The 19,711-nt window shown below is 38.8% G+C and carries 13 protein-coding genes; 8 read left to right on the forward strand and 5 right to left on the reverse strand.

Annotation, left to right across the window (positions count from 1 at the left end; all coding sequences use genetic code 11):
- Positions 1–268: 268 nt before the first annotated feature.
- A complete protein-coding gene (locus tag PSR9079_RS06440) occupies positions 269–1,687 on the reverse strand; it encodes an MATE family efflux transporter (protein WP_149980816.1) in 1,419 nt (472 codons plus the stop codon).
- A 238-nt stretch (positions 1,688–1,925) separates the two neighbouring features.
- On the opposite strand from PSR9079_RS06440, the gene PSR9079_RS06445 reads away from it, so the two are divergent.
- A complete protein-coding gene (locus PSR9079_RS06445) occupies positions 1,926–2,579 on the forward strand; it encodes an OmpW/AlkL family protein (RefSeq protein WP_149980817.1) in 654 nt (217 codons plus the stop codon).
- A gap of 45 nt (positions 2,580–2,624) precedes the next feature.
- On the opposite strand, the gene PSR9079_RS06450 is transcribed toward PSR9079_RS06445, so the two are convergent.
- A complete protein-coding gene (locus tag PSR9079_RS06450) occupies positions 2,625–3,161 on the reverse strand; it encodes a thioesterase family protein (RefSeq protein WP_149980818.1) in 537 nt (178 codons plus the stop codon).
- 108 nt (positions 3,162–3,269) lie between these two features.
- Between PSR9079_RS06450 and PSR9079_RS06455 the strand changes: the two genes are divergently transcribed.
- Positions 3,270–3,761: a hypothetical protein gene (locus tag PSR9079_RS06455; RefSeq protein ID WP_404674458.1), complete on the forward strand. Its 492-nt coding sequence runs from the start codon at positions 3,270–3,272 to the stop codon at positions 3,759–3,761.
- Positions 3,762–3,788: 27 nt separating this feature from the next.
- On the opposite strand, the gene tyrR is transcribed toward PSR9079_RS06455, so the two are convergent.
- From tyrR to bcsE, 3 genes are all read right to left on the reverse strand, one after another.
- The gene (gene tyrR / locus PSR9079_RS06460) at positions 3,789–5,345 is read right to left on the reverse strand and encodes a transcriptional regulator TyrR (RefSeq protein WP_149980819.1); all 1,557 of its coding nucleotides are present in this window, start codon (positions 5,343–5,345) and stop codon (positions 3,789–3,791) included.
- A 97-nt stretch (positions 5,346–5,442) separates the two neighbouring features.
- Positions 5,443–7,023 (reverse strand): cellulose biosynthesis protein BcsG, encoded by a 1,581-nt coding sequence (gene bcsG, locus PSR9079_RS06465; RefSeq protein WP_149980820.1) that lies wholly within the window; start codon positions 7,021–7,023, stop codon positions 5,443–5,445.
- Between the two features lie 169 nt (positions 7,024–7,192).
- A complete protein-coding gene (gene bcsE, locus PSR9079_RS06470) occupies positions 7,193–8,818 on the reverse strand; it encodes a cellulose biosynthesis protein BcsE (RefSeq protein ID WP_149980821.1) in 1,626 nt (541 codons plus the stop codon).
- Positions 8,819–8,937: 119 nt separating this feature from the next.
- Here bcsE and bcsR point away from each other — a divergent pair, with 119 nt between their 5' ends.
- The 6 genes from bcsR to PSR9079_RS06500 are packed head-to-tail and all read left to right on the forward strand — an operon-like array spanning position 8,938 to position 19,705.
- On the forward strand, positions 8,938–9,153 hold the full coding sequence (bcsR, locus tag PSR9079_RS06475) for a BcsR/BcsP family cellulose biosynthesis protein (protein WP_149980822.1): 216 nt from the start codon (positions 8,938–8,940) through the stop codon (positions 9,151–9,153).
- A 3-nt stretch (positions 9,154–9,156) separates the two neighbouring features.
- The gene (bcsQ, locus tag PSR9079_RS06480) at positions 9,157–9,879 is read left to right on the forward strand and encodes a cellulose biosynthesis protein BcsQ (protein WP_149980823.1); all 723 of its coding nucleotides are present in this window, start codon (positions 9,157–9,159) and stop codon (positions 9,877–9,879) included.
- Positions 9,869–12,535, forward strand: a complete 2,667-nt coding sequence (bcsA, locus tag PSR9079_RS06485) for a UDP-forming cellulose synthase catalytic subunit (protein WP_149980824.1) — start codon at positions 9,869–9,871, stop codon at positions 12,533–12,535. Before bcsQ ends, bcsA begins: the two co-directional genes overlap by 11 nt.
- Entirely contained in the window at positions 12,532–14,781 is a 2,250-nt protein-coding gene (bcsB, locus tag PSR9079_RS06490; RefSeq protein ID WP_149980825.1) for a cellulose biosynthesis cyclic di-GMP-binding regulatory protein BcsB, read from the forward strand. Before bcsA ends, bcsB begins: the two co-directional genes overlap by 4 nt.
- A complete protein-coding gene (gene bcsZ, locus PSR9079_RS06495; RefSeq protein ID WP_149980826.1) occupies positions 14,781–15,902 on the forward strand; it encodes a cellulose synthase complex periplasmic endoglucanase BcsZ in 1,122 nt (373 codons plus the stop codon). Before bcsB ends, bcsZ begins: the two co-directional genes overlap by 1 nt.
- Positions 15,893–19,705 carry a cellulose synthase subunit BcsC-related outer membrane protein gene (locus PSR9079_RS06500; RefSeq protein WP_149980827.1) on the forward strand — a complete coding sequence of 1,271 codons (3,813 nt, stop codon included), beginning with the start codon at positions 15,893–15,895 and terminating at the stop codon, positions 19,703–19,705. The genes bcsZ and PSR9079_RS06500 overlap by 10 nt, the downstream gene beginning before the upstream one ends.
- Positions 19,706–19,711: the final 6 nt, after the last annotated feature.

The raw sequence follows: 19,711 nt of genomic DNA on the forward strand, positions 1-19,711 counted from the left end.
ATTAAGAGAGAGTGTATTCATTACAACCTGAATTTATGACCGCTTTATGAAACACGGATTATACTAATCGTTTTAAGTTACTGACCATTTATAGCGACAGAAAAATACAGTGATAACAAGGCAGAGATTTTGACATGTAGTTGTTCTCGGCAATTGCTCCTGCATTGCTCTACCTCTTGCATCCATGCAGTCGTACATGAAAAATTACTAACGCAGTTAGCGCTTCATTTAGCGCGCTAGAATGGTTAAATATTTAAGTCGATTGGTATTAGTGTGCGCCATCTTCGATAAATGCCTCTTGGCTGACTTTAGCGATATCTTTATCATCTTTGGTCAATTTTGTTTGTTGCCAACGACCACGACAAAACCACAGATACGATAGCGATGCGACGATCACATTGGTGACAGCAAACGAGTACCAAATGCCGTGATCGCCTAAGGGAGTGTGTTTTGACAAAATATACGCCACCGGAAACTGTACTACACATTGAGAAAACAGCGCCAACAACATCGCATTTAGCATGTTCCCTGATGCTCTAAATGCAGCCACCACACATAATTGCACACCTATTCCGCCCCAAGTTAAGCACATTATACGAATAAACTGCGCACCTTTGGCTATCACGCCTTGATCATCAGGGATAAAAAATGTCACTAGGTAAGGTGCAAATATATACGCAATCGCCCCTATAAAAGACAAACCACATAATCCCCAAAGAGCCGCCAGCTTGGTAATTTTCTCTGCTCGTTGCGGATTACCTGCGCCCATGTTTTGTCCGACCAAGGTCGACACAGCCATCGAGAGTCCCATAGCCGGGATCATCACCATCTGTAATATATTCGAACCAACACCATAAGAAGCAATGGTTTGAGTGCCAAAACTAGCCACTAAAAAAGACATGATTATCAAACCAAATGCACGCGCTGACAACTCTACAGAGCCTGGTGCACCTAAAAAAAACGCTTGTTTAATATAACTATAATCAGGAATAAAACTTGATAGCTTTAGCTCAATACCATGGCGACCACGCAGAAAAATAATAATGCCAGCAATGGCTGCTAAACTTTGTGTCACCAATGTAGCCAGCGCTGCCCCCATCACCCCAAGACCTGTAAAGCTGCCATAACCAAAAATAAATAATGGATCGAGTACAAAGTTTAGCAACACGGTTACGGAAACAATGATCAGTGGCACCCTGGTTTGGCCAATACCCCGCATTAAGGCTTGAAACATGGCATAAATAAATACAAATACCACCCCCACAAATGACACATGCATAAATTTTAAAGCATCGTTATAAACGGCATCTTCAACACCCAGTAAATGTAAAAAATAAGGCGATAGCAAATAACCGATAATTCCTAAACAAATGGCTGTCACAGTCACCATTAACACTGTTTGCGCGGCCACATGGTTTACTTTATCTTGTTGGCCAGCCCCCATATATTGCGCTGACAAAATTGCCCCCGCCATCGCAAGTCCAGAGCCAATCGCAATCACTAAAAAAGTCACCGGCATACTTACTGACACCGCTGCAACTTGTGCCGCCCCTAAGCGACCAACCCAAAACGCATCGGTTAATTGATAGGCAGATTGTAAAATGTTGATAAGAATAATAGGAACTGCAAGTTTTAACAGTGCTTTGCTAATAGAGCCAGACAGAAAAAGATGGTTGGTTTCGTTCATTGTATACCCTTGCTTTAAGCAGCAATTATAACTTATTTTCCTGACCTATTGATGAATAGCAATAAAAAAGAGTGCACTGTCAATCGATTTTAAACGTCAATTAAGTAAACCTTAATCTAAATCAAACAAACGCTGCGCCGTTTTATACCCTGTTATAAAGCTTGATCTAGAACAGTTTTATATTTTTTTTTTGGCTGATAATAGCGTCAATTCAAAAAAGTAGTTCTCGGAGAACAGCATGAAAAAACAACTTAGCGCAGCGTTACTCACCTCACTTTTAATCGCGTCTCCTTTCGCCAGTGCAAACTTAAGCGTTAATGTCGGTGCTATTAATGTTAACCCTGACAATAGCAGCTCAGCGATCAATGAAGATCCAAGTTTAGGCTTAAAAGGTAGCTCGGATACACAACTAGGTATTACAGTTGACTATGCATTTAACGATCAGTGGGTTCTAGAATTGGTTGCTGCAACACCCTTTTCTCATGAAGTTAATGGCGCAGGTGGTTTAGCTGGCAATAAAATAGCAGATATTAAGCAATTACCGCCGTCACTAATCGCTCAGTATCACTTTTTAGAAAGCACTTCAGCATTTCGTCCGTTCGTTGGTGTGGGTATTAACTACACAGTGTTTTTTGATGAGCAACCTTCAGCTGCACTAAAAACAGTACTGGGTACCGATAACGTTGAAGTCAAGCTTGATAATTCATTTGGTTTTGTAGCCCAAGCAGGCTTCAATTACATGCTAGATCAAAACTGGGGCGTACACGCAATGGTATCAATCATGGATATTGAAACCGATGCAACTGTGTATGCCGGTGGCAAGCAAGCCCTCACTTCAACAGTAAAAATTGACCCTGTAGTTGCCATGTTAGGGGTTAAATACGCTTTTTAAACATACTCTAAAAAGGCCTGATGGCCTTTTTATCTGTGTGTAAAATCAGCTGGGAAGATTTGTTATTTTTTTCTGCTCTAACATTTCTTTCCAGTGCATAATTTCCGCTGGTAATATAGGCACAACACCGTCGAAGTTTACCGCCTCTAGCATTTCTTCTACACTGACGACACCTCGCTTGCGCTTAAACACACCTCTTACATAGGCGATCGCATGCAAGCCACGCTCGGAATGAAATTTTTGCTCAATATAAAAATACTTATGATCCCAACCCACTAAGCGCGTGCTAATGGTGTAGCGTTGCATTGGCTTAATATCACGAATATAAGTAATGGCCGTGGCGTTAACGATAGGAAACCAACGTTTTTTCATAATCGTTTCAAGCAAGCCAACTCGCTCAGTCATCCAAGTGCGAGCTAAATCCATCATTGCTAAATAACGAGAGTTAGTAAGATGTAAATTAATATCACAATCACTTGGCAGCGCTTTGTAATCTATATCCACAGTGTCTAACAATGATTGATAATCACGGTTACGTTTGATTTTAAAAAATAATAATAAAAGACGAAAATATAAGTTCACAATAAAGGTCTTACCAGTTAACAATTTTGTGAGTGTAGCATAGCGTATTGCATTGGAGAATATTCTGCTCTACTCTGAAATTCTCTGATTATAAATAATAGTAGAAAAATGATGAAAAAATCAGTTTCTTATTTAAGTGTGGTATTAGCATTGATGAGTACCAGCGCGATGGCCGACTTTAACTATCCAGGCGAAGGAAACGTACGTTATCCAACTGGGGTTGAAAAGCCGTTTCAATTTGGGTTTGCTTGGCAGCAACAAAATAGCAAGTTTACTATAGGTAAAAAAAGCTATGATATGCAATTACCTGAATCCTATTCCATTGCTATTACTTTAGCAAAAGACGAGCAACAAGTGTGGGTGCAAGAATTTAATAATGGCTTTATTGAAGGATTCAGCTGGGAAATTGGCGAACACACAATCAAACTTGAAAAACGTCAATATAAAGGCGCGGTAAAAGGGGATTATGTTATCAGTTTAGATAACAAAGATTACTTTTTTGCCCGTAATAACATCAGTATCTTAATTAAGTTCACCGCTGAGGGTATCGATACTGTCGCTATTGACGGTGTAACCAAAGATATGGGTACTAAGCAATAGTACCCAACACTGTTGATTTGAGTCAGTTTACACTTTTACCGTTTTACGATTAATGCCGTAATCACGTAGCTTATTTGCAACTGCGGTATGACTTAACCCTAAACGCTTAGCCAACTGTCTCGAACTTGGGTAAGCAGGGTACAACTTACGTAATAATGTAGCCTCAAAACGCTTTACAGCTTGATCGAGCGAGCCCTCAAAATCAGACTCCAAGTACCCTAAATCATGGGTAAATGTAGGTAATTGTAAATGCTCAACACGCAGCTCGTTATCATCTAATAACGAGACCGCACGGTATATCGCATTTTCTAATTGGCGGACATTGCCCGGCCAAGGATAATCTTGTAAAAACGACAAACATTCTGCAGATAGTTCCGGAATTGCATGACCATTTTGCTGCGCATATTTTTGAATAAAATGTTCTGCAAGTGGCCCTACATCAGCTTTACGATCACGTAGTGGAGCAATTTCTAAAGTCAGTACATTGATCCGATAGTATAAATCTTCTCTAAACGTACCCTCTTGTACCATCGCGGGTAAATCTTTTTGCGTGGCGGCGATAATGCGTACATTTACTTTTACTTCGTTCTCATCGCCAACTTTGCGAAATGTACCATCTTGTAAAAAGCGCAGTAACTTAGTTTGAAGTTGGGTAGACATTTCACCCACTTCATCTAAAAATACCGTGCCACCATCCGCTTGCTCTAACACGCCGCGTTTTGGCGCTGCATTTTCTTCATAACCGGCATAACCAAATAATTCAGACTCAGCAACATCATCAGGCAGTGAAGCGCACGATAAAGCGATAAAAGGTTTCACAGAACGATTAGATGCATAGTGACAAGCGCGTGCCAGTAACTCTTTGCCGGTACCGGTTTCGCCAGTGATAAGTATCGGAGCTTCAAGTTGCGCCATTTTACGCGCTTCACGAACCACACGACGCATCGCAGTGCTAAAGTTGTGAATAGTTGCAAAGCTTTCTTGACCATAACGACGAAACGCACTTACCTGCTGACCTAAACGGCTTTGTGATTTGATGTTGATCACCGCACCGGCTAATACATCACCTTCATTGCCTTGTGGTACTGCGATTGGCAAGATATCCGCGATAAAATCTTCACCAGCCACCTCAACCCGGGTTGTTTGTCCCAGTACTTCTTTGCCTTCTAACCAACGGGTAAAGTTAAAGCCTTTCAATAGATTATTAATATTTGAACCAATAACTTCCTTTTCAGTTAACTGTAAGTCTTTACATGCGGCATCGTTGCAAAGCCTTACCCAACCTTTGGCATCAATTGAGATCACACCATCTGGTAGCGCACGCAACAATGTGTTGAGCTCATTATGCTCACGCTCAGAAGGTAAAAAAGCGGTGGTACGTACATCCTGCACACCATCAATTAATCGAATTGAGGGCATGATTTTTTGAAACTGCTCAAATTCAATCGGTGGAAAACTCACATACATACGACAGTTAATTGAATCAACTTCAATACCTTTTAAATCAACGCGATAGTTGACTAAAATATTGAGTATTTCTTGAGCAATACCGATGCGGTCTGCACAATGGATATCTAAACGCATTTCACCCTCAAAAAGAGAAAACCTACTATGTCGCAAATAATACGCTAACTACCCATCGCTGGGTAGTCTATTGTAAAGATTTTTGGACAACCGCCGACTAATTACTAGGATATCGGGTCCATTCTCCACCATCAAGTTGAATATAAGGTTCGCCTTTGATGTACATCATGACGGTATCCTGATTCTCAGCGACTTTAGTGATGCTCTGAGTATTATCAAGTAACCTGTCAATCGGTGTTGCACCAGAAAAAACATCACTTTTAACAGCATTACTTATTAGCTCTGATAATGAAAAATAACTCATTGTCTCAGTCACTTCTCTAAGCTCACGATTTTTTACATTAGGGCCAATAAACTTAACAGCGGTTGGCACAGATACGATTGACGGGCTTGGGATCTCTCGTAAACCTGCAAATTGTAATTTATCACCCGCTAATGCCGCACCATGCTCAGGCACAACAACTAATAATACATTGCGACCTTGGTTTTCAAGCTCATCAATAAAAAGATTAATATCATTGAATAATTGCTGTTGTCGGGTTGGGTAACTTTGCAAGCTATTCATTCGTCCACGACCTGCTAACTGATTGCCATCATGTAAACTGATTGTATTGTAATACAGAGCCCTAGGCTGAGAGCTGTTAGGTTGTTTATCAAGCCAATCAAGCAACACTTCTTTATCTGAATAAATTGGCTTACCATCAAAGCCATACTGCGACGGTGAAAATTCTGAGAAATCAAGTTTAGAGGCGGATACCCCGCCATACTGATTAATTAATCCAATAAAATCATCAAAATGGCCATCATGGTTCATAGCAACACTGCTGTTATAACCTAACTTAGCTAAGTTATTAAACAGGTGACATTGTTCATCGACAGGTTTAAATAACAAGTCTTGATTTGTTTGTCCGCAGCTTGCCCTAAGTAAACGTATCGCAGCAGGACCACTATAGGAGGTGGCCGAATTAAAATCACTAAACAAAATATCAAAGTTTTTAAACAAGTTACTTGGTTTAACACCAATTGCGTTTAGATCCGCATTAGCTAATGAACATATATTCAACACAACTACATCAAACTGTTCACCTTGAAACGTATCAGCGAACTGTGTTTTTAATTTAGCTTGCTGCTGATAAAACATTTTTAATTGTTGCTCTGGAGTACCTGTAAGTGCAGAGGAAGTTACATTAACGGGCACTTGAGTGGCTACTTTATTCTTTACCACAACGGGATGGTTCGTATCAGTAATAGTTATCGGTGTCGTTGAAAACCAGTATATATACGCAAAGCCAAGCACTGTAATACTGGTATAACGTAACCACTTTGCGCTATACCAGTAAACTAAAACGAGTATAAATACGCCTAACAATAAATCAATACTTATCATTCGAGCTGCAATTTCTAAAAAATATCCAATACTAAACTCTTGTAAGTTTGCAACTTGTTTTAATAGTCGAGAAATGGGAGGCAACCAAGAGTCATGATACAAAAGCACTACAGCCAAAATGACTGACAGTCCATTTTTAATGCGCGTAAGTATGTGTGAGTTGATTGATAACAAAAGAAACGCAAAAAAAGCAGCATTAAATAACCAATCAAATGCAATGTCGCCTCGAAGATACAAAGCAAATTTAGCTAAAAAATATAAATTCCAAACACCTAATCCTGAAAGCTTCACTTGGTATCCTTTTTCTGTCTCTTGGGGGTATATGGGGTTAATAAAACATGGCGAAATGTTAGTTTACGATAGACGCGAATAAGCTTTGTTATAATCGTTTTACCAATATTGCTAACAGCAATCCCTAGTAATAAAGCAATTATAAAAGTTATAAAAAACTGATTTAAGCTCACTTAGCTCCTCCTTTGAGCATAACCTTAATCGGCTCAGAAATAGGTCTCTCAACTTTTCTAAATTCAGCAGTTTCTATAGCCAAAGCTGAAACATCCGCTATTTGACCATCAAAAATATAACTGACATTTTCTTTTAACTGTTCGGTAAAATCAGGAACTTCAGTTGCTTGATACTGACGAACTAAACGACGACACTCTTGCTGTATATAAAAATGATCAGCAATTACATTTTTCGAAATAAAAAAATCCGTAATATCTAACTTAAATAGATGCTTAATAGCGCTATCAACATCATGTTCTCGACACGCATGTAAATAAAGATATACTTGAGCATCAACATAGCTAAAAATATCACCCTCTCGTTTTACATGAAATAAATGCAGCGGATGGATTGCATCAATACGTGGTAATAATTCCAATACCACTAACACACCACTAACACCTAAATTAGCGGCAGAATCACTGTGTTTGGTAACCTGTTTAGCAAAATCGATGAGTGGCAGGTAACCTTTATGCAATACGCTATCGCTATATTTTAACACATCGTCAATTGAGCTTGGTAAAGGTCTAGAAAATTGGAAACCTTGAATAGACTGAATCTGCGACAGCAAACGTGAAGGCTCAGAAAAACTATATAAGATAAGGTTAACCCCTAAGGTTAAAAATAAGCACTCATCCTGATGTCGAATAATGCCATCAACATTCTGAATTACTAACTTTAACTTTCTGCCACACTGTTTACGTAAAAAAAAGCATTCTCTAGCCAGTAAAGATAAGTCGGTATAGCGAGTTACAGCAAAAACGAGTGTGGCAGCCTTCATTTTAAATGCTTTTTCATAAAGAGCATCATTACCTTCAATTACTTTGTAATACGCCGGTAGTTTTGTATCTGCTGGTACTGCACTTTTTACAAGCCAAACATCATCTTCATCAAAATCTTGATTAGTTGCGCGATACGATTGTACGGCTTCATTTTCAGGAGTTAATACTATTAATTGGTTATTTTTATGTTGATAATTAATAGTCTCAGCCGCAATAACGCCTTCACTATGATGCCAAAAGTCATATTCTAGGCTATATACTGATGCCTCTTGAGTCATATTTATCACACCATCTACCACATCGTTAAACGTTAACAACTGGCGGCGTAAGTCACTATTGCTTGCTCCTGAAATTAAAAACACTACGGTCGCATTTTCTGCAATTGAAAAATTCTTGTAAAGAGTGATCTTACTTTTGAGTTCGTGTGTTTTATAGCCAACAAACATATCTGAGCTCAGATGAACAATCACACAGCTGTTTTTTATTTCTGTATACTCTTTAAGTTCATTCAGCACACCTTTGGAAAACCGTAAATTATTTGCAGAGCTGAGATCGTAATTTAAATTAAATGGATGCAACTTACCTTCGTCATACAAGGTATGTAAGTGGCTTGCATGATCGCCGTCAAAAAAAGCCTCTATTTGTTTTGAAAGCAAAAATATATGTTCACTAGTATTAAAAAGCATGCTTTGAGTTAATTCTATTAACTGATTGTCTAAAGGCGCAATCAGTGCATAATTCGCACTACACTTTAGTTCAGAAAATGCTTTATTTAATCCTGAAATATTTAGATTAGGCAACTCAATTCCTTAAAAAGATACTTTAGTACTAGTTTTAAGCTGTATTCTATATATAATACAGCTTATGTACACAAACAAATCACAAATTTAAACGATTTTTATCATATCAGGTACTTTAGATGACTAACTTTGCAGTAAAAAAATCAAGTATTCTAACAGATTATGATATTGATAACCTGTATCGTAAGTTTGGCGGCGCAAACCAAAGTTATATTGAAATAGTCAATGTGATGAAAAATAAATCGACAATTGACAAATATCCTTTGCTCAAAGATATATCTTTATCTATTACAGATACAGTTAAAGAACATAAAATTAACAAAAGCACATACTAAACAATGAAAAGAGTCTTCGTAAAGGGAATAAAAGGAGGAACTGGCACAACTTCAGTGGTGGCAAATTTAGCGTGCGTATTGAAAAAGTCGAAAGAACAGGTATATGTAATAGATTTAGATCCAAAATCTGATGTTGGTCTACACTTAGGTCTAGCATGGGCTCATGAATACGGATGGAGTAACTACCCTACTTTTAACGAAGCAAGCTGTCAATTCCATCAAGATAGTGATGGTGTCATTTTCTTGCCCTTTGGCTCAAATAGCCAAGCGCAATTTTCGTCCTCTCGTATTATTGAAGGCTGTAAGCAAATCGATAATAGCGATAATGCATGGCTATTGTTTGATTGCCCGGCTCACATTGACGTAACTCAGTACTCATTAAATGAAGATGATATCTTTTTAGAAGTCGTTAATTGTGATGCCATATGCCATAGCTTAATCTATAAAAGACTACAAACCCTCTCGCAAGCAGCCGGACAATGGCAGCATTATTTTTTAGCTAACCGCTATAATAGTGCATCTGAACTAGAATTCGATTTACTACAACTTTGGCAATCAGAAATTCCCCTTCTAGCTTCTTTATATATAAATAAAGACGAAGTCATTAAAGAAGCAACAGCTTTTAGAAATGTTGCTATCAACTGCGCCCCTTATAGCGTAGCGAATGACGATTTTGAAACTTTAGCCGGTTGGTTAGTCAGCAGAGTAAACCAAGATGAAAGCTAATCGTTCTCGCATGTCTTTTGCTGAAAAGACTATTCGGGTTTTACTGAGCCTATTTTTTAGCAAACTACTCGTACGCTTTATTTTTCTAAAATTTCATAGTTATTTCAACCAGCACAAAATGAGTGCGATAGCGGCATTTTGTTTACCTTTTTTATTATTATTTTTATCCCTATTCTTTAAATTAGATAAAAATAAAAAACGTAAACTAAAATCAAGGCTAAGGTATTTTTATCCGCATGTTACTTTACCTGTGTTTACAATCAGTAATTGTGTTCGGATTATTCTTCAGACGTCATACTTAGCTTTTTTTAGAACAAATAAAGCTAGCCTTGGCGAGCTCAAAGCTGAAAGAGCAAAAACGTGGCAAGATATTAAACGCTCAGTTCGCGTCATTCGCCTTGTTGATAAAAAACTAGTTAAAGCCTTTAAGCATGCTTGGTTTATAGGTAAGAAAAAGTCTCAACAAGCTAATTACAAACGCATCAGTGAAGCTAATGTTTGGCAAAGTCAAATTTTAAAAGTCGCGTTTATTATGTTGCTATTTTTTGCAGTTGCAGTGTTTGTAACGGTCCCCTTTAGCGTCGAAGCTCAGGCGGTATTTATTAGCTTAATTCTAATAGTTGCTTACTCTTTGCGTCGTGTTGAAGGTCAGATAGCAACTATTACTATGATCACCTTGTCAGTGACGACTTCTACTCGCTACTTATGGTGGCGCTATACAGAAACGCTAAACTGGGACGACCCTTTAGCGTTAACTTTAGGCATCGGCTTGTTACTCGCTGAAACTTACGCATGGCTGGTGCTTATATTAGGTTTCTTTCAGACCATCAATCCACTCAATCGCAAACCGGTGCAATTACCAGCAGATTCATCTTTATGGCCCTCTGTTGATATTTACATACCCACCTATAACGAACCTTTAAGTGTGGTAAAACCAACGGCTATCGCAGCACAAAGTATTGATTGGCCTGCTGATAAGCTCAATATATATATTTTAGATGATGGTAAACGTCCAGAATTTGCTGAGTTTGCAAAACAAATCGGGATTGGCTATTTAACACGCCCTAATAATAACCACGCTAAAGCAGGGAATATGAATCATGCAATGACGCTAACTGACGGCGACTATATTGCTATTTTTGATTGTGATCACATTCCCGCCCGCTCATTTTTGCAAGTAACCATGGGGCAATTTATAAAAGATGAAAAAGTATGTCTGGTGCAAACCCCTCACCATTTCTTCTCAGCAGATCCCTTTGAACGAAACTTAAATAACCAAGGTAAAATACCAAATGAAAATATGCTGTTCTATGGCCTGATCCAAGACGGTAATGACATGTGGGATGCAACTTTCTTTTGTGGTTCTTGTGCTGTTCTAAAGCGCGAAGCGCTTGATAAAATTGGTGGTTTTGCAGTAGAGACCGTTACCGAAGATGCTCATACAGCGCTGCGTATGCAACGAGCCGGCTATAAAACAACTTATATAAATATTCCACAAGCAGCAGGGCTTGCCACCGACAGTCTTTCTGCTCACGTAGGGCAACGGATCCGCTGGGCGAGAGGCATGGCACAAATATTCCGTCTCGATAATCCATTACTTGGTAAAGGGTTAAATCTGGCGCAGCGCATGTGCTATCTCAATGCCATGCTACACTTTTTATCAGGCATACCTCGCATAGTATTTTTAACGGCACCGTTAGCACTTATCTACTTCAATGCGGCGATTATTTACGCCCCGTTTCTCGCTATTTTCTTATATATAGTGCCAACTTTACTACAGGTGAAAATTACCAACTCGCGTATTCAGGGCAAGTATCGTTATTCATTTTGGGGCGAAGTCTATGAGTCAGTACTTGCCTGGTATATTTTAAAACCAACCACGGTTGCCCTTATTAATCCTAATAAAGGGAAATTTAATGTAACTGAAAAAGGCGGCTTGAACGATACTGAAAGATATGACTGGATCATTTCTAAACCGTATATCTTTTTATTGCTGATTAATGTCGTCGGTATGGGTTACGGCATTTTGCGACTATTTTTTGGTGATACATCACAAATAGGTGTACTGCTGATCAGCATGCTCTGGGCAAGCTACAACATTATTATATTAGGCGCTGCGGTTGCTGTTGCAGCAGAAGCGAAACAAATCAGAAGCTCACACCGTGTTAATGCAAATTTCCCTGCGGCAATTAGATTAGCCAATGGCCATACTATTAAAGTGAAAATAACTGACTACTCAGACAGCGGTGTGGGAATTGAAACCCAACATATTCCAACCTGCCGCGTTAACGATAAGGTTGAACTGTTAATGAGCCGAGGCTTAAAGCAATACTCTTTTGCTACCTATATTTGCAATACGCGTGATAAACAAATTGGTCTAACTTTAAGAGATCTTGATATTGAAAAACAAAAAGCATTTATCCAATGTACTTTTTCGCGAGCGGATGCATGGCTTGATTGGCAAGAAAACTTTAAACATGACAAGCCTTCTTACAGTTTTTCAAATGTCCTGAAGGTCAGTCTAAGAGGCTTTAAAAACTTAATTTTTCATGCCCCTAATGAATTAAAACCCTTAATTGAATTTTCATCGCGGGCAATTGAATTTATTGCAACACTTTTACCCACAAAACCTAAAAAAGTATTTGAAACATTATGATAAGATCATTATTCACCGTGTTATTCGCTATAAGTACGCTTAGCATTAATTGCTTAGCTACAGCAGCAGAGCCACTTTCAGATAAGTCTATATTTGATAATGGCTACCCAGAAGCACCTCCTCAAGAGCAATTAACTTTGCGCTTTGAACGTTTAGGTCTGAACAAGTTTAAGCTTGATGGAGTTAGTAATAATACACGCGTTGATTTTACCAATCGCCTTGATAAACTCGGCACAAAATTAATACTCAACTTTTCATTTACCAATTCGCCTGCGCTAATTGAACGTGTTTCTCATATTAAAGTGTTTTTTAATGAACATTTGGTGACTGTATTACCTATTGATGAAAAACTTGCGCTTACAGGTTCAAAGTCACAACACAATATTGAACTCAACGCTAAACTGATGAAAGACTTTAACCAAGTTCGTTTTGAACTAATTGGTTTTTATGATTTAGCGTGCCAAGATAATTTTAGCAAAACTATTTGGGCTGAAATAGATAAAGATAGTGCACTAGAAATTGAACAACAAAGCTTGGCTTTAGAAAGCCTATTAGAATATTTTCCGGCTCCTTTTTATGATGAGCGGGATAATAACCAATTAACTTTACCATTTATTTTTGCATCGCAGCCAGATGAAACCACGCTTGAAGCGGCATCAGCACTTTCTAGTTTTTTTGGTGGGCAAGCAAAATGGCGTAAAGCCGACTTCCCAGTAGCAATAAACAAAATACCGACAACTCATAGTGTGGTGTTTGCTACCAATAATGATAAACCTGACTTTTTGTTGAACTACCCCGATGTAGAAAAACCAACCATAGAAATAATAAGTAGCCCAACACACCGTTATGCCAAAGTATTACTTGTGTTAGGTAAAGATACAAAGCAACTTAAAGATGCTGTCATTGGCTTATTGTTTGGTCATAAAGTGATGACAGGCCGCACTGCAGTGATTGACGATATTAGTAAGTTACCACTGCGTAAAGCCTATGATGCACCACTTTGGCTTCGCTCAGACCGTGCAGTGACATTTGACGAATTTATCCAATACCCAACTCAATTGCAGTCACAAGGGTTTCGTGGCCAACCTGTGAATCTTGATTTACGTTTTGCGCCAGATCTATTTACTTGGCGTGAAAATGGTATCCCCATCACCCTAAATTACCGTAATACCCCTGTAGAAAAAAACTTAATTTCTCGCTTGAACATGCTGATAAACGGTAAGTTTATTGATGGCTTTGTACTGGATGATGACGGTGGAAAAACCATCACAACAAATACTTTCTTACCTTTACTATCTGATATTAATCCAAATCAGACACGTCAGGACTTTGAGTTAACTGGTTTAGATTTGACCATGAAAAATCAACTTACTTATGATTTTAACTTTTCGGTGGCTAAATCTGGTACATGTAATGCCATACCAGCAGGTGGTGAATTTGGCGCTATCGATGGCAGTTCATCAATTGATGTGAGTGCATTTAATCACTATATGGCACTACCAAATCTGCATGCTTTTGCAAACAGTGGCTTCCCATTCACTAAATTTGCCGATTTACATCAAACAGTGTTAGTTATGGAGCCAAACAGCTCAGTTGAAGGTATTCGCTTATTACTTAACTTTACAGGGCATTTAGGTGCAATAACGGGTTACCCATCACATCGACTGGCTATTAAATTCCCTGCAAAAGATATTAACTTTGACGACAAAGATATTATTATTATCGGTAAACCAGACTCTTTTCAAAATGACATGAGCAAAAACAGTGCGCTCAGTGTTTTAATAAATGATAACGATAGAGTGGTTAACCAAGCGGTTTATAATGGCGCATTTAATACGAGTGATCCTGAGAGAATTCAAGTTAATATCCAAAGTATGGGCAAGCTTGGCATTATATCTGGTTTTCAATCTCCGTTTGATTCTGAGCGCTCGGTTGTGTCTTTAATCGCAACTAACAATGCAGCCTATCCACTGTTAAGTGATGCCCTACTTATAAATGAACAAACATCACAAATTACTGGCAGCTCCGCGATTATTAACGGCCAAGGTATAAAAACAATAAAAACCGATGAACAATATTTTGTTGGTCATGTGCCTATTCATACTTTAATTTGGTTCCACTTTTCAGATCGTCCATTCCTGCTCGCTGTATTGTCGATTATTACCTTATTGCTAATATCATTTATGTTATGGCGATTGCTAATGTTACTGACGCAAAAACGATTATCTGAAGGAGATAATAAATAATGAAAAACGTTTTCTTACTCGTCAGCATGCTGCTTATTTGGCCATTGAATTCTATAGCTCAAAGCTGTGCCGACTGGCCTCAGTGGAATACTTTTAAAAAGCACTTTATTTCCGAACAAGGGCGGGTTATTGATTTAGGTAGTAAACAAAGTATTACTACCTCAGAAGGTCAATCATATGCTTTATTTTTTGCTTTACTTGCAAACGATCAAGCAAGCTTTGACAAAATTTTAGAGTGGACTCAAACCCACCTTGCAGAGGGCGACTTAAGTACTCGTCTTCCAGCTTGGCAATGGGGGATTGATGGTAGTGGTAAAGGTAAAATACTCGACTCGAATCCTGCATCCGACTCAGATTTATGGATAGCTTATGCGCTTTCACAAGCAGCGACTCTTTGGCAAGAGCGACGTTACGCAGTCCTAAGTAGCGTTATGGCAGAACGTATTATACGAGAAGAAACAGCTTATTTGCCTAACTTAGGCTTGACATTACTCCCTGCCCCCAATGGTTTTGAGCCTAGCGAACAAACCTGGAAATTAAATCCAAGCTATGCGCCATTATTTATTTTGCAGCAGTTTTCACAACGCTATCCACACTCTGCATGGCAAGCACTTCATGACAGTTCAGCCAAGTTAATACTTGAGACCAGCAAAAAAGGCTTCAGCCCTGACTGGGTTATGTATAACCCAGAGAAAGGTTTTTACCACACAGAGAAAGCCCCCACAATTGGTAGCTATAATGCAATTCGTGTCTATCTATGGGCAAGTATGATGGCTGATGAAGCACCATATAAAAGCGAGCTTATAGCACAGTTTGATCCTATGCTGCAGTACCTCGTAAACAATAATAGGGCGCCACTTGAAAGCCGAGTAGATACAGGTAAAGCTATAGGTTCAGGCCCTGTGGGCTTTATCGCAGCATTACTACCATTGCTTACTGATAAGGGGCAGACCCAAACGTTATCTGCTCTACAGCAAAAGTTGATGATTGACACTCGCTTTATCACAAATCGTTATTACGACAGTGTCTTATATTTATTCGGAACGAGTACCGCAAGTAAACGTTTTACTATTGATAAGCAAGGTGCCCTACTTCCAAACTGGAGCAATGAATGCCGATAAAATGGCTACTTGCTGTACTCTTATTTAGCCCATTTCTGTCAGTATCTAAACAGCAAGACTTAGATACTGAATCAGTTGATTGGCTTATAAGCCAAGTTCAGCTGGGTGAGATCGAGCAAGATCTTCAGTTAATGACTGATAGCTTAGACAAGCTGTTAAGTATTGCACCTAAAAATATTGAGGTGCAATGCGCACAAGCACAAGTGTATTTTGCTCTCGCACAAAATAGCAAAGCAACCAACTTGCTCAGTAAGATAAAGGATGCACACCACCCGTGTATCGAGAAAATAAGCTTATTAGCTCGAGTGAACGATCAGGATAGAGCATCAGTCCAAGAAGCAAAATTATTAGCGAGAGCTGGGCAGTACAGTGCTGCAATGGCAATTTACGACAATTTATTTAAATCAACCTACCCTAGTATTGAGTATGAATTTGAATATATAAATTGGCTAGCGCAAAGCGACAATAACTGGCAGCAAGCACTGCGAGGCTATCGCTCATTGACAAAGCGATACCCTGAATCTAGTCGTATTGAGCTCACCTACGCAAAGCACTTATTAAAGCAAAATCCGCAAGACAAAGATGCATTACGTATATTAAATCACTATGCACACAGTAAATTTCTTGCTGTTGAGGCTGAATCTGCGTGGTTATCTGCGCTTGAAGAAATGCCAATTAATAAAAAAACACAAAATGCTTACCAAGACTATTTTTTGGCTTACCCTAAAAGTAGTAAAGGTAAATTGCAATATAATGACTTTGAAACACAATTAGAAAAAGAACTAATTAAACAAGCCGATCCTGCATATCAAGCATGGCAAAAAGGGGTTATTGCGCTTGAGAATGGAAAATATAGTAAAGCTAACCAACACTTTAAAATAGCACTTGCTGGTCGCCCTAAAGATCCGGAAGTACTCAGTAGCTTAGGACTATTAAACCTACGCCAAGGAGACAATGCCGCAGCCTACCGTTATTTCAAAAAAGCAGAGCAACTTAGTGAGGACGTTAACCGTATTTCTGTGCTTAAAGGTTTAGCGAACACTGCAAAGTTTTGGCAATATATTAACCTCGCAGAATTTGCCATCGCAGCAAACAATTTAAGTCGTGCTAAATTGCAACTTGATTTAGCACAAACACTTGATGAAGATCCTCAGACCGTTTTATTTTATCGTGCGCAACTGGCAGAAAAAGCAGGCCAAGCTCAGCAAGCTATGGTTTATTATCAGCAAATTTTGACTCAAGATCCACTACAAGCTCGTACCTTAGAGGCAATGTTAACACTAACAACTAGTGATAATAATTTTTCCCGTAGTCATCAGTTTTATAGTCAATTAACAGCAAAACAACAGGCTTTAATAACTGAACAATATACTCGAATTAAAAGCCGTCAGTTACGCGCCCGTGCCGATGAACTCACAGCTGAAGGAAAGTTAGATCAGGCCGTTAATTTACTTCTATTAGCAATAAAACAAACTCCTAGTGAAAGTTGGCTTTATTATGATCTAGCCAACTTATATCAACAACAAGGCTTATTGAACCACGCAAAAGCTTTATACAATAAAACCTTGTGGCAATTTCCCCTCGATGCTGAGTTACGATACAGTCATGCGCTATTTTTACGCTCTTTAAATGATTATCAAGGCGCTTTAGATACCCTTAGCTACGTGCCTAACAACGCCCGTACAGAGGAGGTTGCTCAACTAGCGCAGCAGCTTTCAATCAATGCAAAGATGACCAAACTAGCTGATAACACCAAAGATAATAGAAGTACGATTATTTTTAATCTAACAGAGCTAGAAGCCCAGCCTTTAACACCTTTAATGCAGGCAGAGCTTGCATCGCAGTGGCAACAAATTAATGAATATAATTATGCACTAAGGCAATTACGTACTGCTTTAGAGCGTGACAGTAGCTTAAGTCCTTATTGGCATATGACATACGGTCAATGGCTATTAGGCAGTGATAACGAGCAGCAAACTAAACAGTGGTTTGCAAGTTATCAATTGCCTCAACTTGCGACAAAAGAACAACACACACGCTGGGTTTTACTACAAGCTGATTTCATCAACAAGTTTAACCAAGGTGAGCAACGTCTTGCGCAGCTTAATCAACTTGCTCAGAATTCCCCTGATACTCCTGCTGTGTACAATACATTAATTGCTACTAATATAGAGTTAAAGCATCCAAAAGTAGCTATTGAGTTATACCAGCAACAGCTGCAACAAGGTCAAAAATTAGCACCAGAAACAGAATTAGCTGTCGCTCGAGTTAGCCGTGAACTAGGACAACATGCACTATCAGATCGTATTATTGCAACATTGATAAATGACGTAAACAAAGATCAAACCTATCAACAGCAGCTATTAATGACAGCACTTGTTGATTTTGAAGATGATAATAACGTAATTCGCTTAACTAACGAGTTACTTGTTAAATCTAATTATAGTCAGGAAATGTATTATCAAGCTGCGCAAGTAGCCGAAAATCATGGCCAAAATAATTACGCAGAAAAGTGGTATAAAGAAGCAATAGAACCACATAGCAGTATTAAAGTAAAAAACGATCCTTCTCTTAACTTCCAGTTATACGCCTTAGATGATAAGGCTCCTTGGTATGTAAATAATGCAAAGAGAGAGCTTGCCCGAATGCAGCAGCATGACCAAGCTTATATAACTGCAGGCGTTAATTTTAGTAGCCAAACAAGCACACAAAATAATGCAACCCTTGGTGCTGGCTCAATTCCTATTGAGGCTGGTTTTTCACTTTGGGGTGGCATGGCAATTATAAAACTCGATCCTATGACAATATCTAGTCAGGAAACTCGTTTTGATGAGACATTTTCTGGCAGTCGCTATGGCCAAGGTGCTTTGTGCATTTTAGATTGCCCGCTAAGCAGTATTGAACCAAAACAAGAAGGTCTCGATATTGGTTTAGCATGGAAAAATGATACATGGCGCTTTGATATTGGTACAACCCCTCTGGGCTTTTTAGTTGAAGATATTGTTTGGGGTGTTGATTACAATGATAGTTTCGGTGATTTTGGCTACAGCGTCACTTTAAATAAGCGCCCAATTACTAGTTCTGTATTATCGTATGCCGGCCTTAAAGATGTATTTACCAATCAAGTGTGGGGAGGAGTGAGAGCCACTAGTTTACGCTTTAATTTATCTCATGACTTAGGACTCGATTGGGGATTTTGGGGCTCTACCGACTTTCAATTACTACAAGGTAAAAATGTAAAAGATAACCAACGTTATAGTTTGATGGGTGGCGCTTATAACCGCTACATACGTGAAAAAAATACCGAGCTTACAATCGGTGTTAATCTATTACATTGGTCATATCAATATAATTTAAGTGAAGAAACCTTTGGTCATGGCGGTTATTACAGCCCACAAAGCTACGTAGGTGTATCACTGCCCATTACTTTCGATCACCGCGCAAATAAAGACTTTATATACAGGTTACGCGCAGGTATATCATGGTCAACAACTACCAATGATGGCAGCGAGTTTTTCCCTAACGATCCTCTTTTGCAAGCACAAGCCATTGAACGAGAGTCGCTAACCGGTGTGACCCCCTATTTTGACGGTAATACAAGCTCGGGGATATCTTACAACTTAGGAGGTAGTTTTGAGTACCGCTATACTCCACACTGGTTTTTTGGTGGCTTTTTCAATTTAGATCGTGCAGATTTTTATGAACCTAATTATGCACAATTGTATTTTAGATACTATTTCAAACCGGTTTATACAGAAATGACTTTTCCAGGAACCCCTGTTGTACCATATGCTGACTATTAATTAATG

It is taken from the genome of Pseudoalteromonas rhizosphaerae (assembly GCF_902498845.1).
Lineage (GTDB): Bacteria > Pseudomonadota > Gammaproteobacteria > Enterobacterales > Alteromonadaceae > Pseudoalteromonas > Pseudoalteromonas rhizosphaerae.

Bases quoted from the DNA above. Each gene is read 5' to 3' on its own strand.
- PSR9079_RS06440 (WP_149980816.1), bottom strand. From the start codon at position 1,687: ATGAACGAAACCAACCATCTTTTTCTGTCTGGCTCTATTAGCAAAGCA.
- PSR9079_RS06445 (WP_149980817.1), top strand. From the start codon at position 1,926: ATGAAAAAACAACTTAGCGCAGCGTTACTCACCTCACTTTTAATCGCG.
- PSR9079_RS06455 (WP_404674458.1), top strand. From the start codon at position 3,270: ATGATGAAAAAATCAGTTTCTTATTTAAGTGTGGTATTAGCATTGATG.
- tyrR (WP_149980819.1), bottom strand. From the start codon at position 5,345: ATGCGTTTAGATATCCATTGTGCAGACCGCATCGGTATTGCTCAAGAA.
- bcsR (WP_149980822.1), top strand. From the start codon at position 8,938: ATGACTAACTTTGCAGTAAAAAAATCAAGTATTCTAACAGATTATGAT.
- bcsQ (WP_149980823.1), top strand. From the start codon at position 9,157: ATGAAAAGAGTCTTCGTAAAGGGAATAAAAGGAGGAACTGGCACAACT.
- bcsA (WP_149980824.1), top strand. From the start codon at position 9,869: ATGAAAGCTAATCGTTCTCGCATGTCTTTTGCTGAAAAGACTATTCGG.
- bcsB (WP_149980825.1), top strand. From the start codon at position 12,532: ATGATAAGATCATTATTCACCGTGTTATTCGCTATAAGTACGCTTAGC.
- bcsZ (WP_149980826.1), top strand. From the start codon at position 14,781: ATGAAAAACGTTTTCTTACTCGTCAGCATGCTGCTTATTTGGCCATTG.
- PSR9079_RS06500 (WP_149980827.1), top strand. From the start codon at position 15,893: ATGCCGATAAAATGGCTACTTGCTGTACTCTTATTTAGCCCATTTCTG.